Annotated in this window: 8 protein-coding genes; 7 read left to right on the top strand and 1 reads right to left on the bottom strand. The window is 60.8% G+C overall.

The window, feature by feature from the left end; all coding sequences use genetic code 11:
- Nucleotides 1-144 precede the first annotated feature (144 nt).
- From TU82_RS21200 to TU82_RS21180, 5 genes are all read left to right on the top strand, one after another.
- Nucleotides 145-4,995: a dermonecrotic toxin domain-containing protein gene (locus TU82_RS21200; protein ID WP_057725175.1), complete on the top strand. Its 4,851-nt coding sequence runs from the start codon at nt 145-147 to the stop codon at nt 4,993-4,995.
- A gap of 135 nt (nt 4,996-5,130) precedes the next feature.
- The gene (locus TU82_RS21195) at nt 5,131-9,987 is read left to right on the top strand and encodes a dermonecrotic toxin domain-containing protein (RefSeq protein WP_057725174.1); all 4,857 of its coding nucleotides are present in this window, start codon (nt 5,131-5,133) and stop codon (nt 9,985-9,987) included.
- A gap of 51 nt (nt 9,988-10,038) precedes the next feature.
- A complete protein-coding gene (locus TU82_RS21190) occupies nt 10,039-10,254 on the top strand; it encodes a DUF2970 domain-containing protein (RefSeq protein ID WP_057725173.1) in 216 nt (71 codons plus the stop codon).
- Between the two features lie 405 nt (nt 10,255-10,659).
- Complete coding sequence (locus TU82_RS21185) at nt 10,660-12,318, top strand: nitrite/sulfite reductase (RefSeq protein ID WP_057725172.1); 1,659 nt, start codon at nt 10,660-10,662, stop codon at nt 12,316-12,318.
- Entirely contained in the window at nt 12,302-12,796 is a 495-nt protein-coding gene (locus TU82_RS21180; RefSeq protein WP_057725171.1) for a DUF934 domain-containing protein, read from the top strand. The genes TU82_RS21185 and TU82_RS21180 overlap by 17 nt, the downstream gene beginning before the upstream one ends.
- Before the next feature lie 150 nt (nt 12,797-12,946).
- Here TU82_RS21180 and TU82_RS21175 read toward each other — a convergent pair whose 3' ends face one another.
- Complete coding sequence (locus tag TU82_RS21175) at nt 12,947-13,351, bottom strand: MerR family transcriptional regulator (protein ID WP_057725170.1); 405 nt, start codon at nt 13,349-13,351, stop codon at nt 12,947-12,949.
- A 71-nt stretch (nt 13,352-13,422) separates the two neighbouring features.
- Between TU82_RS21175 and TU82_RS21170 the strand changes: the two genes are divergently transcribed.
- On the top strand, nt 13,423-14,655 hold the full coding sequence (locus tag TU82_RS21170) for an NADH:flavin oxidoreductase/NADH oxidase family protein (protein ID WP_057725169.1): 1,233 nt from the start codon (nt 13,423-13,425) through the stop codon (nt 14,653-14,655).
- A 78-nt stretch (nt 14,656-14,733) separates the two neighbouring features.
- Complete coding sequence (poxB, locus tag TU82_RS21165) at nt 14,734-16,458, top strand: ubiquinone-dependent pyruvate dehydrogenase (RefSeq protein ID WP_057725168.1); 1,725 nt, start codon at nt 14,734-14,736, stop codon at nt 16,456-16,458.
- The last annotated feature ends 16 nt before the right edge of the window (nt 16,459-16,474 follow it).

Genomic DNA, 16,474 nt, shown 5'->3' with positions numbered 1-16,474 from the left:
AGCCTGGACGACAACACCTATGCAGGCGCCTGCGGTAAACGCTTACCGCATGCGCAATGACCCAATACGCTTTGCTGTGCCGGACCGATCCTCGGTCGGCTGAACCGGCAGCTCAACCGGTTTCCACAGGAAACGGATTTCGTCATGCCCCAACCGATCTCACCCGCGTCAACCTCGACCTTCAGCCACTTGCCCGCGCTAGCGGTGCATACGCACTTTGCTACGCGTCCGGCGCTCTACTCCGTGGTATTGAATGCGTTGCGCACCCTTATCCTTGAACGCTACCCGTCCCTGAAACTGGACTTGCCCAGGGTGCAATTGGCCGCTCCACACCCCGATGGTCATTACACCTATCGCCCCCTGATGGAAGTCGTCATCGAGCACGTATTGAACCCGCAATGGCTTGACTGGCACACACAACGTGAACTGCCGTATTACTTGACGCAAAAAATCCCCGACATCCTCAAGCCTGCGCCCCCGCAGCTCATCGACATGCCACTGATCGCTCGACTCATCGACCAGTTGCCCGGCGCGCTCCATGTGTATTTCCAGCATGCGCTGGCCGATTACTGGAGCGCAATGGACAGCCATGGCAGCAGTCGCTGGCAATGGCTGGCCGACTTCCTCAACGGCCGGATGACTGCCGCAGCGGCAGGCCAATCAAGCCTGAGTGACACCCGGCGCGACATGCTGAACGTCGTCGCCACCTGGCCGATGCTGAACAAACGCCTGCCCCGCTCCACGCCACCCACTTTCGCCTATTTCATTGAAAACACGTTTTACAGCGCCGACCAACAAGCACGCCTGTTGACGCCGGACCTGCTGCTCATGCGCGACAAACAGGTGCTGCTGTACAGCGTGGCCGGCGTGGTCGAGGCATTTGATTCCATCGAAGCCTTCGGCCTGGCCTGGGCCGCGAAGATGCAGCGCCAGTTCCAGTTCGACCGCCTCACCTGGCGGCGCAATGAACCCAACGCCAATGTCTTCGAGCAACAGGCGGGCTTGATCCTCAATCAACAGCTGGAGGACCTCGCGGCCTTGAAGTTCCAGGGACAAGACGAGAAAGCCCTTGAGCGGCGCCTGGAAGCCATCACCGATCCGGCGGTCCTGTTCACGCAGGTATCGACGCCTGCCGCACCCCTCTTGCAGAAGGTCAGCCAGCAACTGCCTGAATGGCTCAGGCAAGCCACGGCCGCCGACCGCTTCGCCTACCACCGCCATCTGCAGGACATGGCCTTGGTGTTGCAACAGAACCAGGGCCGGTCGTTCAACGAAGGCATCGAGACCCTTCATGGCTTCAGTCGCACGGCGCTGCGCAAGCAGATGCAAGCCGATCATGGCGACGTTGACCCTGACGAGGTGCTGCTGGACTTCGCCGTGGCCGCCGGTTACCCAGGGGGCGCCGGCATCATCTCTCACGTGAGGATGTCCCTGACGGAGCTGGCGCTAAGGAATCTCGCCGGCAAACCCAAGGGCACTCTCACACTGTCGTCCAAAAACGCCACGCCGCTGCCGAGCTGGTTGAATGAAGCGTACCTGTTGGGCAGCACCGGTCTGATCCAGCGCGTCGACATAGGCACCGCCTACCCGCAAAAAATCAAGGACACATTGCTGTCCGACAGCGCCGATGCGCGCCGCCGGGAAACCCTGTTCACCCGCGAGCTCAAGGTCAAGCTGCCGATGCAGGCGCTGGAATACAAGATCCGCCAGCAGCACGGCGTCACTGTCATGGGTTATCGCTATGTGACAGCGTTGATGGGCGAAACGCCGACCGACCGGTTCGTCGATGGCCAGGAGATCGTCCTGCGCCCACTGGCGCTGTGTCGCAAGCCCGGCGCCACCCCGGATGAAGTCAACAATGCGTTCATTATCGAACCGCGCGACGCGACTACTGGCCCGCACCTGCTGTATCAGCCGCTGTACGCAGACGCCCTGCATGAATATCCGACACGCCAGGCTTTGCTCGATGCCATCGCCGCGCCCGGCGACCTGCAGGACAGTATATTGACCTGGCTGAGCGACAAGGCCCGGCCCATTTACGACCACGGCGGTATCAAGGAACCGCATATCCTGCGCTTCCTGCCCGGCGATGAATTCAACATTCCTGAAAAGCCGGCGCCCGCCACCCTGGCAATCGATCAAGGCGCCGGGGAATGGCTGCAGTCACAAATCAATGGCCATCTGCTTAACCATCTGTTCGGCAGCACAGCGCGGGCATTGGTGGACCTGGCCGATCGCCAATCGGTATCCAACAGCGAAAGCCGCTGGGCAGTGATGATGGAAGGCGTATGGCTGCTGTTCAATACCCTGCTGTTGCCCTTGACCCGGGGGCCGGCCATGTTGGTGGGCTGGTTCATGGTCGTGGTCAGCAGCCTCGAGCAGGATCTGGCGGGACTGGACAGCCATGACCCGACCACCCGCGAACTGGCGCTGATCGATTTATTGCTCAACACCGCGATGGTGCTGCTGCACGCCACCGCGCCTTCCGGCCGGTCCCCGCAACTGTTAGCCGAACCGGTGGCCGAAGAGCGCGCCTTGCAGTTGGCGAACTGGCGCCGCGCAGCCGGCTTGCCTGCGTCACTGGAGACGCCAGCAGTGCAGCATGGCCCTGTGGCGCTGCCCGGCGAACCGCCTGCATCGGGAGAGACGGTGTTGGATTTCATCCAGTCGATTGCCAGTCCCAAGGCCGGCGCGACATTGTTCAAGGCATTGCGTGAGGTGCACGTACCTTGGCCCGAGTTGTTGCCCTCCCCACAGGCCGGTGGCCCACTCAAGGGCTTGTATCGAATCGACGGCACCTGGCACGCCAGCGTCGGCGGGTTGCTCTTTCAGGTCAGCGTGGTGCCCGGTTTTGGTGAGGTTTACCTGGTTGACCCACAACATCCATTGCACCCTGGATTCAAGCTGGTCAGCGACGGCCAGGGACATTGGCGGCTGGATCGTCACGCCAGGCTGGAGGGAGGCATGCCAAGAAAAAGGCTGGCCGAACTGGCGGAACTCAAGAAACAGCGATTGGACACCCTGGGCTCGACACTGGAAATTCTCAATAGTGAAGTAAACGTCCTGGGCGTTCAGGCGCAGCAGTTCAACCGAGCCGTGAACGCTGCGCGAAGACAACTGGCAGAGCAGCGGCGTGCCCTGCGCGAAGACTGGATAAGGCTCAACGACCCCACATTACTTCCCGCGCTGCGTCCAAGAATCGCTGAACGCCATGCGCAAAGACAACGCTCCACGGCACAGGCCAAGGCCCAATGGGATATCGCGGTCGACGACTACCAGCGCAGCAGCCAGTCGTTCACGACGGGCTTACAGAAGATCGAAGCCATGGCAGGTGAGCTGGCGGAGATGGACCGTACAGAAGTGCAATACAGGAACGCGCGCGATAGCGCCACGTCCAATCTTTACAAGCACTGGTTGTTGTCTTACGCGAACCTGCATCAAAAAATCTCGCATACCCTGGAAACCCCACAGGGTGAAAGCTTTACCGAGCTGCTGCGGCGTGTGGACCGCGAACTGCTCGACAACAACCCTCAGGCATACGAGCAATTCATTCTCCTGGCCACCCAGCGGCTGGAGGCGCTCAAGCAGTTGCTGGAGCCTGCAGAACAATGCGAAGCCATTATGCAACGCGCCGCACCCGCGCTGCGCGAAAGCCTCCTGAAAGAACTCCCGGCAGATCAGGCGATCTCTTCGATCCTCATCAAGCAACACCTGTTGTTATCGCTCGTTGAATTGCTGTTGAATCGCGCGCTTGACGCCGATAAACCGCAGGAGCGCCCGTTCCTTGAAGTGATCGCTGATCGCCAGATCTACGCCAGCGTCAACGCCCATACGGAAATGCGCACCACGGCGGGCTACTCCACCACCGAGCAGATTCACGTACTCAAGGATGCGCTTGAGCAATACGGGCGCCTGGAAAACGCGGTCGACTCGTTAACTGAAATGGGCTGCGCACTGCTACGCGAGGCCTACCGAGGTCCTTTCCTCGAAGCGCTCGGCGAGGCCCGGGAAAACCTGGAAGCGCAATTGGCCAACCTGATCCTGGTTGAGGAACAGATCGCGCCACGCCCCAAGCCCGACAAAACCAAACGCCAGAAAACCGCCAACCGCCGGGTGATCAAAACCGTCGACAGGAAAAGCCTGGTAGGCGACCTGCGCGCCGGCGAGCCTGATGAGCCCGGTAATTACGTGGACATTACCGACACGCTCACCGGGGGCATCGTCGCTACGTACCGCGAACAGGCCACCGAGGGCGTATGGAAAATTGTCGAGCCCGCCACCCAGGCGAGAAAAGCACCGACGCCGGCAGTCCGCCCATTGAGAGTACTGGAGGCCCATGCCGAGGCCCTGCGAGCCGAACGGGCCAGTATTGATGCGAGCATTCACTATCAACAGCGCAAACTGCTGGAGCCCGCCCGGCGGGAAGGCGTCGACCCGTATGATTGGGACGTGATGCTGAGCCAACATGCGGCAAAATTCATCGCGCTGGCCGAGGAACTCAAAAACGCAACCGATCAAAACGCCATTACCGCGAAAAACCGCTACCTTGACGAGGCCAAAGCAGTCAAGCAACGGGCCCATGAGGTATGCAGCCAAGGGTATCTATTGCAACGCCCTGGTGCCGCCAAAGTCGATTATTTATGGACGCACGGGTTTGTCGACATCCTGCGGATCAAACAGCGCATTCCATTGAAAGCAGGAGACTATCTCACTGAATATGCCATCCGCGATAAAAGCAAAATCAAGCCAGGCGCAAGAACAGAGGAAGCCGACCTGTGGTACGCCCACTTCCACTACCCGGCCGTCGACACGCCGGCCTCGAGTCCTGCGTTCGGCCACCTCAAGACCCAAGCGGAACGTCGGTACACACGCAGAGAACTGATCGAACAGGCCAGGGCAAATAATCGCACCGTGGTCAATCTGGACAAGGCGCTGATCGAGGCACCACTGGATCGCAAACTGTTCCTTTACCTGGAGGACCCACAGCCTGAGTGAGTGGCACGCGCGTGGCCGGTGGGGTAGCCCACTACCCCACCGGCCACGCAGAAATTCGATTTCCTGTAGCGGACCGATCACCGGTCTGCTGATCCGGCAGCCAATAACCGGACTCAACAGGAAATGGAACTTCCCATGCCCGGCCCCACCCCTTCCGCGCCCCCTATTGCCCTGAGCCAACTGCCCGCACAGGCGATTCATCAACGCTTCGTCACGCGCCCGGCTTTTTACTCCGTGGTGTTGAATGCGCTGCGCGAGCTGATTCTCGAGCGCTACCCGTCACTTGAACTGGAAATGTCCGGAGTGAAACTGGCGATTCCCCATCCCGATGGTCATTACACCTATCGACCGTTGATGGAAGTCGCCATCGACCATGTACTGAAGCCCCAATTGCTGGACCTGCACTCCGAACGCGAGCTGCCGTATTACCTGACGCAAAAAATCCCGGATGTGCTCAAGCCGGCATCCCTGCCGCTCATCGACATGCAGGTGATTGCACAACTGATCGACGAGTTGCCTGGATCGCTTTACCTGTATTTTCAACAGGCGCTGGCCGATTACTGGAGCGAGATCGACAGTCACGGCGGCAGTCGCTGGCAATGGCTGGCGCAATTGCTCAATGGCCAAATGACCGCCACGGCCGCACGCCAGTCAAGCCTTAATCAACTCCAGCGCGATATGCTTACGGTCACCGCCGCCTGGCCGGTGCTGAATGAACGCCTGCCCCACTCCACGCCGCCCACCTATGCCTATTTCATTGAAAACACCTTCACCCGCGACGGCGAAACGGTACGCTTGCTGACCCCGGACCTGCTGCTGGTGCGCGATAGGCAAGTGCTGCTGTACTGCGTCGATGGCCGGGTCGAACCGTTCGATTCCACCGATGCCTTCGGCAGCGCCTGGGCGGTAAAAATGCAACATCGGTTTCAGTTCGACAGCCTCACCTGGCGGCGCAATGAACCTGACAACAATGTATTCGAGCAGCAGGCCGGCCTGATTCTTAACCAGCAACTGGAAGACCTGGCCACGTTGAGCTTTCAGGGCCAGGATGAAGTGTCCATTGGGCGGCGCCTGGAAAAGCTCACCGATCCGGCGGTGTTGTTCACCCACATGCCGGTGCCCGCCGCCCCGCTGCTGCAGAAGGTCGACAACCAACTGCCCGAATGGCTCAGGCAAGCTGACGCCGCTGACCGTTTCGCCTATCACCGCCACCTGCAGGACATGGCGCAGGTGCTGCACCAGAACCAGGGCCGCTCGTTCAACGAAGGCATCGACACTCTCCAGAGCTTCAGCCGCACTGCGTTGCGCAAGCAGATGCAGAAGGACCATGCACCGTTCGATCCTGATCAAGTGCTGCTGGACTTCGCCGTCGCCGCCGGTTATCCCGGCGGCGCCGGGATTATCGAGCACGTGCGGATGTCGCTGACCGAACTGGCCGTCAGGAACCTGGCCGGCAAACCCAAAGGTGCACTGACGCTGTCGTCCACAACTGCCACGCCACTGCCGAGCTGGTTGACTGAGAATTACCTGTTGGGCAGCAGCGGATTGATCCAGCGCATCGATATCGGCACTGCCTACCCGCAACACATCAAGGACCTGCTGTTGTCCGGCAGCGTCGAGGCGCAGCGCCGCGAAGCGCTGTTTACCCGCGAGCTCAAGGTCAAGCTGCCGATGCAGGCGCTGGAGTACAAGATCCGCCGGCTGCACGGTGTCACCGTCACGGGTTACCGCTATGTGAAGGCGCTCATGGGCGAGACGCCTGCGGACCGAATGGTCGACGAACGGCAGATCGTGCTGCGCCCCCTGGCCCTGTGCCGGACGGTCGGAGCCACACCGGATGAAGTCACCAACGCCTTTATCATCGAACCGCGCGACGTGAGTGTGGGCCCGCATTTGCTGTTTCGACCGCTGTACACCGACACCTTGCATGAATACCCGACCCGCCAGGCGCTGCTGGACGCGCTGGCCGCCCCCGGGGAGCTGCAAGACAGCGTGCTGACCTGGCTGAGCGACACGGCGCGCCCGATCTATGACCACGGCGGATTCACCGAGCCGCACCTCATTCGCTTCCTGCCGGGGGATGAGTTCACCATTCCCGACAAGCCTGCGCCTGCCACCCTGGCCGTCGATGAAGGCGTCGGTGAATGGCTTCAGTGGCAGATCAACGGTTTCTTGCTCAGCCATGTGTTCGGCAGTACCGCGCGGGCGTTGGTGGATCTGGCGGACCGCGAGTCGGTGTCCAATCACGAAAGCCGCTGGGCCATCGTGATGGAAGGCGCCTGGCTGCTGTTCAACACGCTGCTGTTGCCCCTCGCCCGAGGGCCGGCGATGTTGATGGGCTGGTTTTTTCAATTGCTCAGCAGCCTTGAGCAAGACCTGGCGGGCCTGCAAAGCAATGATCCGACCACCCGCGAAATCGCACTGATCGATTTGCTGCTCAATACCGCAATGGTGTTGATGCACGCAGCCGCCCCCAGCGACCGCTCCCCACAGGTGCTGGCAGCGCCTGCCGCGCAGGAACACGTCCTGCACCTGCAAACGTGGAGACGCACAGCAGGGTTGCCCCACCCGGCAGAACCGCCGCTGGCACGTCATGGCCTGGTGGCATTGCCGGGCGAACCTCCGGCAGGAGGCGAGACAACCCTGGATTTCACTCATTCGCTGGCCAGCGCCAAAGCGGGCGCGATGTTGTTCAAGGCTTTGCTGGAAGTAAATGTACCTTGGCCAGACCCCGTACCGGCGCCCCTGCCAAGCGGTGTACTCAAGGGGTTGTACTGGATTGACGGCAAGTGGCACGCCAGCATCGGCGGGCTGTTGTTTCAGGTGAACGTGGTACCCGGTTTTGCCGAGGTATACCTGGTGCATCCAGCCCATGCGCAGCACCCCGGTTTCAAGCTGATCAGCGACGGCCAGGGGCACTGGCGGCTGGATCGACATGCCAGGCTTGAAGGCGGGATGCACAAAGGCAGGGTGAGTCAATTGCGCGAAGAAAAACGACAAAACATCGACCTGCTCACCTCGCAACTCACAGGCCTGCAGTTGGACGTTCTGCCGTTGGCGAACCTGACCCTTACCCTCGAAGCGGCAGTGAACAACACCCGCGCTGCGCTGGACACACGGATAAAATCCCTGCGAGCGCTTTGGGTCACCCTCAACAGCCCGACACTTGCCGAGGCAACGCGCGCCCGAACCACTGAACAGCACACCCAAGCGCAACGCCTGGCCTTACGCGCCAGGATCGAGTGGAACATCGCCGTGCATAACTTTCAAAAAAACGGCCAGGCACTCATTGGCGTGATGCGCAACATCGCGGACAAGGCCGGCGAACTGATGATTGCCGACAGGACCAGCTCGAGGTACCAGAAAGAACGCAACAACGCGCTTAACGCCATCTATGTCCAGTGGGTATCGGCCTATGCATCCGAGCATACAAAATTTGCCTACTCCCTCGAAACCCAACGCGGCGAGAGCACCGAGGAGCTCGGCGAGCGGATAAATAGAGAACTGCCTGCCAATATCAACGACGCGTACGGGGAGTTCATCAAAAGCCGCGACCAGCAGTTACAGGCGCTTAAATCGATGATTGAGCCTGTCGAACAAATGAGCGCCATCCTCGAACAAGCGGACCCCGCATTGCGCGACAGCCTGTTGAAAGAAACCCCACCGGATCTGAACTTCACTTCGGCCCATATCAAACAACAACTGCTGGTACTGCTTGTCGACCTGATATTCAATCGCGCCCATGGCTCGCGTATACCGGCGGAGTACCCGTTCATCATCGAGCTGGCAGACCCGCAAGTGACGCCCACCATACTGACGCACACAGAGATGCGCACGACCAGCGGTTACTCGGTCAAGGAGCAAATCGAGGTACTCACCAGCATTCTCGAGCTTTACGAACGACTGGAAAACGCCGTCAACTCGTTAGTCGAGATGGGTTCCGGCTTTATCCGCGAGGCTTATCAAGCGCCATTCCAAACCCACCTGGACGAGGCACGCTCCAGCCTGGAAGCACAACTGGCCGAGCTGATCAGGGTTGAGCAACAGCTCGTCTCGCTCCCCGCGCCCGACACAGCCAAACGCCCCAAAAAAACCAACCGCAAGGTGATCAAGACCGCAGACAGGAAAAGCCTGGTGGGTGATCTGCGTCCAGGCCAAGCTGACATGCCGGGCAACTTCGTCGACATCAAGGACCCGCTTACCGGGAAAACCATCGTCACGTACGTTGAACACGCCAGCGAAGGTGTCTGGAACGTCGTCAAGGAGGTCGGGGCCACCGTGCCCGCCCCAGTGGCAATCAAGCGCTCGCTGAGAACCATTGAAGCACAGGCGAAAGCCGTCAGGGACGAGCGCGCCGGCATTGACAGCAGCATTCGCTTCCAGCTACGCAAGCTGCAGGATCCCACCCGGCTGGAAGGCCTCGATCCCCGTGAGTGGGATGTGCTACTGACCCAGCATGCGGCCAAATTCGAAGCCCTTGCAGACGAAATACAGCGCGACTGGGCTGCGGACACACGCGCTCCGGCGTTGATCGATGAATACCGCAAAGAGGCGGTCGCCGCGACGTTGCAGGCCCGTGAATACTGCAGCGAAGGGTATAAGTTACAGCGGCCCAGAGCCTCCAATGTCGCTTATCTGTGGAGACACGGCTTCGTCGATATCAATTTGGTTCACAGTCGTACCCCCTTGAAGGCCGGCGATTTTCTGACTGAGTACGCCATACGCGACAAAGATAAAATCAGGGCCGGTAAAAAGGGCGATGAAAACGTCCTTTGGTACGCCCACTTTCATTACCCGAGCGCCGATACACCCGTCGCCCAACCGGCCTTCGGTCACCTGAAAACCAAGGCTGAGCGGGTATTCACCCGCAAGGAATTGATCGAACGGGCCCGCGCCGACAACCGCGCGGTGGTGAATCTGGAGAAAGCCGAGATCAAGCCACCGCTTGATCGGCAGCTATTTCTGGGTTTGGAGGTGCTGAACCCCAGATAAGCTCAACGGATTGTCTATGCTCCATACAATGACCCGCTTGACGAGGGCTGTATGGACGATCACAACGACAAACCCCCAAGCTTCTGGCAGATGCTGCACAGCGTGATGGCGGCGGCCTTCGGTGTGCAGAGCGGCAAGAACCGCACCCGCGACTTTACCCATGGCAAGCCCAGCCACTTCGTGATGCTGGGCATTGCGTTCACGGCAATATTTGCCTTGACCCTGTTCGGCATCGTCAAGCTGGTGCTGCACCTGGCTGGCGTTTAGCGCAATGACACCTGCCGGCTGGGCGGGACGTTCAAGCCGGGTTCAATCGATGCCCCGGTTACTGGTGACTGACCCAGAAGACGGCGGTCCCGACCACCAGAATGATCAGAAACAAAATCGCCCAGGCATCCACGGTACTGTCGGGTTTACGGGCTTTGGTGGAATTGCTCATCGCATCGCCTCTTGTCGGTTTTATAGGTGATTGCACTCAGACTCGAACACAGTAAAGACGATGATTGCCCGCATGACAAATGTGGGTATCGCGATAACGGCTCTCATTAGTCAGTTTGGTTATGTGCATATACCCAAACATCACTTTTGCGCATATACGCAAACTGGTATCGTGCGCCGGCTCCGTTGGGAGTGCGCGGCCGTGCGCGCAGATTTGCCGAGAACAGGACCTATATGTACGTATACGACGAATACGATCAGCGCATCATCGAGGACCGCGTCAAGCAGTTCCGTGATCAGACCCGACGCTATCTGGCAGGTGAACTGAGCGAAGAAGAGTTCCGCCCTCTGCGCCTGCAAAATGGCCTTTATGTACAGCGCTTTGCGCCGATGCTGCGGGTGGCCGTGCCCTACGGCCAACTGACCTCGCGCCAGACGCGAATGATGGCCAGGATCGCCCGCGACTTCGACAAAGGCTATGCCCACATCAGTACCCGCCAGAACGTACAGTTCAACTGGCCGGCGCTGGAAGATGTGCCGGATATCCTGGCTGAACTGGCCACCGTGCAGATGCACGCCATTCAGACCAGCGGTAACTGCCTGCGCAACGTGACCACCGACCAGTTTGCCGGTGTTGCCGCCGACGAACTGATCGACCCACGCCCCTGGTGCGAAATCGTCCGTCAATGGACCACCTTCCACCCCGAATTCGCTTACCTGCCCCGCAAGTTCAAGATCGCCATCAATGGCTCGACCTCGGACCGCGCCGCCATCGAAGTGCACGATATCGGGCTGGAGCCGGTGCACAACGCGGCCGGCGAACTGGGCTTTCGCGTACTCGTCGGTGGCGGCCTCGGTCGTACCCCGGTGGTCGGCGCGTTCATCAACGAGTTCCTGCCGTGGCAGGACCTGTTGAGCTACCTCGACGCCATCCTGCGGGTCTACAACCGCTATGGTCGTCGTGACAACAAGTACAAGGCGCGGATCAAGATCCTGGTAAAAGCGCTGACGCCTGAAGTGTTCGCGCAGAAAGTCGACGCCGAGATGGAACACCTGCGCGGCGGCCAGACCACCCTGACCGAAGCCGAGGTGCATCGCGTCGCCAAGCATTTTGTCGATCCTGAGTACAAAGTCCTGACCAATCAAGACGCCGAACTGGCCGCCCTCGACCAGCAGCACCCAGGCTTTGCCCGCTGGCGCACGCGCAACACTCTGGCGCACAAACAGCCGGGCTACGTGGCGGTGACCCTGTCGCTCAAGCCTACCGGTGTGGCCCCTGGCGACATCACCGACAAGCAGCTGGACGCCGTCGCCGACCTGGCCGACCGCTACAGCTTCGGTCAACTGCGCACCTCCCACGAGCAGAACATCATTCTCGCGGACGTCGAGCAGAGCCAACTGTTCACCCTGTGGGGCGAGCTGCGCGAAGGCGGTTTCGCCACGCCGAACATTGGCCTCTTGACTGACATCATTTGCTGCCCGGGCGGCGATTTCTGCTCCCTGGCCAACGCCAAGTCGATCCCGATCGCCGAATCGATCCAGCGCCGTTTCGACGACCTGGACTACCTGTTCGATATCGGCGAGCTGGACCTGAACATTTCCGGCTGCATGAACGCCTGTGGTCACCACCACGTCGGCCACATCGGCATTCTGGGCGTGGACAAGAAAGGCGAAGAATTCTACCAAGTGTCCCTGGGTGGCAGCGCCAGCCGCGATGCGAGCCTGGGCAAGATCCTCGGCCCATCCTTCGCCCAGGAAGCCATGCCCGAGGTGATCGGCAAGCTGATCGACGTGTACATCGAACAGCGCACCGAAGATGAGCGTTTCATCGACACCTACCAGCGCATCGGCATTGACCTGTTCAAGGAGCGCGTCTATGCAGCGAATCATTAAGAACAACGAAGTCGTCGACGAAACCTGGCACCTGCTGCCCAAGGACGCGAGCTTCGACGGCATCTCCAACTGCGACGACCTGATCGTGCCGCTGGCGCTGTGGCGCGAGCACGGCCACGCGCTCAAGGCCCGCGACGGCGGCCTGGGTGTGTGGCTGGACGCCGATGAAGAAGCCGAAGAGATTGGTGGAGACGTCGAGCACTTCCAGGTCATCGCGCTGAACTTCCCGGCCTTCACCGACGGGCGCAACTATTCCAACGCGCGTCTGCTGCGTGAGCGTTATGGTTACACGGGTGAACTGCGCGCGATTGGCGATGTGCTGCGCGACCAGTTGTTCTACCTGCGCCGCTGCGGGTTCGATGCCTTCGCCTTGCGCGCCGACAAAGACCCGTATGAAGCGCTGGAAAGCCTCAAGGACTTTTCGGTGACGTACCAGGCCGCAACGGACGAGCCACTACCGCTATTCCGCCGCCGCTGAGTAAAAATGTGGGAGGGGGCAGCCCTGACACCGCCCTCTGTAGGAGCGAGCTTGCTCGCGAAAAACGTCAACGATAACGCGTGCTTCCTGAATGAACGCGGTGCCTGTGAGTTTCTCGCGAGCAAGCTCGCTCCTACAAATCCAGCGACTTCAGGATTGCAGCTTAATCGACGCCAGCACCTGCTTCTGCCCCATGGAACAAGGCACGCCTTCCGGCTGCGCCCGCACCGCATCGATCACCCCCAGCAACTGTGCCTTGCTATGGGCCAACTGCGCCTGCATCACCTCGATCTGCGCCACCTTGCGCTCCAATGCCTCGATCAACTCATCGCGCTTGTGCTCCCCCGGCGCAGGCATCAACGCCTTGAGCTCCTGCAAGGTAAATCCCGCCTGTTGCGCGCTCTGGATCAATTGCAGCGTTTGCAGCGCCTCAGGGGCATAGCGCCGATAGCCATTGGCCTGACGCCCGACCTGACTGATCAACCCCTCCGCCTCATAAAAACGGATGCGCGACGCCGCCAGCCCGCTCTGCTTTGCCAACTCACCAATATTCATCGAAACGCCCGCTTGACATTAAAGTTAACTTTAAGCTTAGCCTGAGGCCTCCCCCGCTCAGGAGTCAACCCATGTCACCCTTTGAAGCCCTGCAACTGCCCAACGGCCAGGTTATTGCCAACCGCATCGCCAAGGCGGCGATGGAAGAAAACATGGCCGATCTCAATCAGGCACCCTCCCGTGAATTGAAGCAGCTGTACAAGACCTGGGCCGAGGGTGAACCCGGCTTGCTGCTTACCGGCAACGTTATGGTCGACCGCCGCGCCATGACCGGCCCCGGTGGCGTTGCACTGGAAAACGAGCAACACCTGGAGAGCTTTCGCGAATGGGCCGACGTGGCGCGGGCCAAGGGCGTGCACTTCTGGGTGCAACTCAGCCATCCGGGACGCCAGACCATGGCCAACCTGGGCCAGCAGGCACTGGCGCCATCTGCCATCGCGCTGGACCTGGGCAGCTTTTCCAAAATGTTCGCCAAGCCCAGGGCCATGACCGAGGACGACATCCAGGAGGTGATCCAACGCTTCGCCACCAGCGCCCGCCTGGCCGAGAAAGCCGGCTTCACCGGGGTGCAGATCCACGGCGCCCACGGTTACCTGCTGAGCCAGTTTCTCTCGCCGCTGAGCAATCATCGCACCGACCGCTGGGGCGGCTCACTGGAAAACCGCGCGCGCCTGCTGCTCGAGGTGATCCATGCCGTACGCGCCAGCGTCAGCCCATCCTTTTGCGTGGCGGTAAAGCTCAATTCCGCCGACTTCCAGCGCGGCGGTTTCGATGCCACCGATGCGCGCGCTGTGGTCGAAATGCTCAACCCGCTGCCCATCGACCTGCTGGAATTGTCCGGCGGCAGCTACGAAGCGCCGGCCATGCAGGGCGAAGCCCGGGACGGGCGCACCCTGGCCCGTGAAGCCTACTTCCTGGAGTTCGCCGAGGAACTGGCCACCATCGCCAGGATGCCGCTGATGGTGACCGGCGGCATTCGCCGCCTGCCGGTCGTGCAGCAAGTACTCGACAGCGGCATTGCCATGGCCGGTATCGCCACCGCCCTGACCCTCGAGCCGCAACTGATCAAACACTGGCGCGAAGGCCGCGACCTCAACCCGCAGCTCAAACCCATCGACTGGAAACGCAAACCCTTGGCCGCCCTCGCCACCCTGGCGGTGGTACGCGACCAGATGCGCCGCCTGAGCCGCGGGCGCCTGCCCAACGCCAAGGTCGCTCCGTGGCTGGCGCTGGTGTGTGACCAGTGGTTTACCGCGCGGCGCGCACGGCAATATCGCGCCAGCATGACGCAATCTTCACATTAAACGCGGAGCATTCGCCGTGATTGAGCTGTCCCCTACTGATCAGCAGTTTTTCAACCTCACTGACGATTGGAGTTCTTCATGGCGAAAATCAACCTGGCCCAGCAGTTGGCGACCACCCTTGAACAGGCGGGTATCAAGCGCATCTGGGGCCTGACCGGCGACAGCCTCAATGGCCTCACCGACGCCCTGCGCAGCATGGACAGCATCGAGTGGATGCATGTGCGCCATGAAGAAGTGGCCGCGTTCGCCGCAGGGGCCGAGGCCGCCGCCACCGGTGAGCTGACCGTGTGTGCCGGCAGTTGCGGGCCGGGCAACCTGCATTTGATCAATGGCCTGTTCGATTGCCATCGCAACCATGTGCCGGTACTGGCGATTGCCGCGCAGATTCCGTCCTCGGAGATCGGCCTGAACTACTTCCAGGAAACCCATCCTCAGGAGCTGTTCAAGGAATGCAGCCATTTTATCGAGCTGGTGAGCAACCCCGAGCAGATGCCCCACGTGCTGCATCGCGCGATGCGTTCGGCGATCCTCAATCGGGGCGTGGCGGTGGTGGTGATTCCGGGGGACGTGTCGCTGCTGGAGGTGGAAGACAAGCTCAAGCCGTGGCCGGCGCTGCATGCACCGCGCACATTGCCGGCAGAGGCCGACCTGCAGCGCTTGAGCGATATGCTCCAGAGCAGTGAAAAAGTCACGCTGCTGTGCGGCAGCGGTTGCGCCGGTGCCCATGACCAGGTGGTGGCCTTGGCCGACGCCCTCGGCGCGCCGGTGGTGCACGCGCTGCGCGGCAAGGAACATGTGGAATGGGATAACCCGTTCGATGTGGGCATGACCGGCCTGATCGGTTTCAGCTCCGGCTATCACGCCATGCTCGACTGCGACACGCTGATCATGCTCGGCACCGACTTTCCTTACCGTCAGTTCTATCCGACCGACGCGAAGATCATCCAGGTTGACCGCAACCCCCAGGCCCTGGGCCGACGTGCGACCCTGGACCTGGGCATCGCCGCCGATGTCAGTGAGACAATCGATGCGCTGCTGCCGCGTCTAACCCGCAAGACCGATCGCAGCTTCCTCGAAACTTCCCTGAAGCACTACGAGAAAGCCCGCCAGGGCCTGGATGACCTGGCGCAACCGTCCAAGGCGGATCGACCGATCCATCCCCAATACGTGGCGCGCCTGCTCAGCGAGCTGGCCACTGATGATGCGATTTTCACCGCCGATGTCGGTTCACCAACCGTCTGGGCCGCGCGCTACCTGAAGATGAACGGCAAGCGCCGCCTGATCGGCTCGTTCAACCACGGCTCCATGGCCAACGCCATGCCCCAGGCCATCGGCGCGCAGGCGGCGTTCCCGGGTCGGCAGGTGATCTCGATGTCGGGTGACGGCGGTTTCACCATGTTGATGGGGGACTTCATTTCGCTGGCGCAATTGAATCTGCCCGTCAAAGTGATCGTGTTCAATAACGCGTCACTGGGTTTCGTCGCGATGGAGATGAAGGCCGCAGGTTACCTGGACACCGGCACCGAGCTGAAAAACCCGGATTTCGCCGCCATGTCCAATGCCATGGGTATCCTGGGGATTCGCGTGGAGCAATCCGAGGACCTGGAAGCGGCCCTGCGCCGCGCGCTGGCCCACAACGGCCCGGTGCTGGTGGATGTGGTCACCGCAACCCAGGAATTGGTGATGCCGCCGAGCATCAAGCTGGAACAGGCCAAGGGCTTCAGCCTGTATATGCTCAAGGCGGTGATGAGCGGGCGTGGCGATGAAGTGATTGAACTGGCGCGCACCAACTGGCTGCGTTGATCCAACGGTGGGAGGG

It is taken from the genome of Pseudomonas orientalis, assembly GCF_001439815.1.
In the GTDB taxonomy this organism is placed as follows: Bacteria; Pseudomonadota; Gammaproteobacteria; order Pseudomonadales; family Pseudomonadaceae; genus Aquipseudomonas; species Aquipseudomonas orientalis.
The sequence above is the reverse complement of the archived record's forward strand: the minus strand, read 5'-3'. Positions and strand labels throughout refer to the sequence as shown.

Bases quoted from the DNA above. Each gene is read 5' to 3' on its own strand.
- TU82_RS21200 (WP_057725175.1), top strand. From the start codon at position 145: ATGCCCCAACCGATCTCACCCGCGTCAACCTCGACCTTCAGCCACTTG.
- TU82_RS21195 (WP_057725174.1), top strand. From the start codon at position 5,131: ATGCCCGGCCCCACCCCTTCCGCGCCCCCTATTGCCCTGAGCCAACTG.
- TU82_RS21190 (WP_057725173.1), top strand. From the start codon at position 10,039: ATGGACGATCACAACGACAAACCCCCAAGCTTCTGGCAGATGCTGCAC.
- TU82_RS21185 (WP_057725172.1), top strand. From the start codon at position 10,660: ATGTACGTATACGACGAATACGATCAGCGCATCATCGAGGACCGCGTC.
- TU82_RS21180 (WP_057725171.1), top strand. From the start codon at position 12,302: ATGCAGCGAATCATTAAGAACAACGAAGTCGTCGACGAAACCTGGCAC.
- TU82_RS21175 (WP_057725170.1), bottom strand. From the start codon at position 13,351: ATGAATATTGGTGAGTTGGCAAAGCAGAGCGGGCTGGCGGCGTCGCGC.
- TU82_RS21170 (WP_057725169.1), top strand. From the start codon at position 13,423: ATGTCACCCTTTGAAGCCCTGCAACTGCCCAACGGCCAGGTTATTGCC.
- poxB (WP_057725168.1), top strand. From the start codon at position 14,734: ATGGCGAAAATCAACCTGGCCCAGCAGTTGGCGACCACCCTTGAACAG.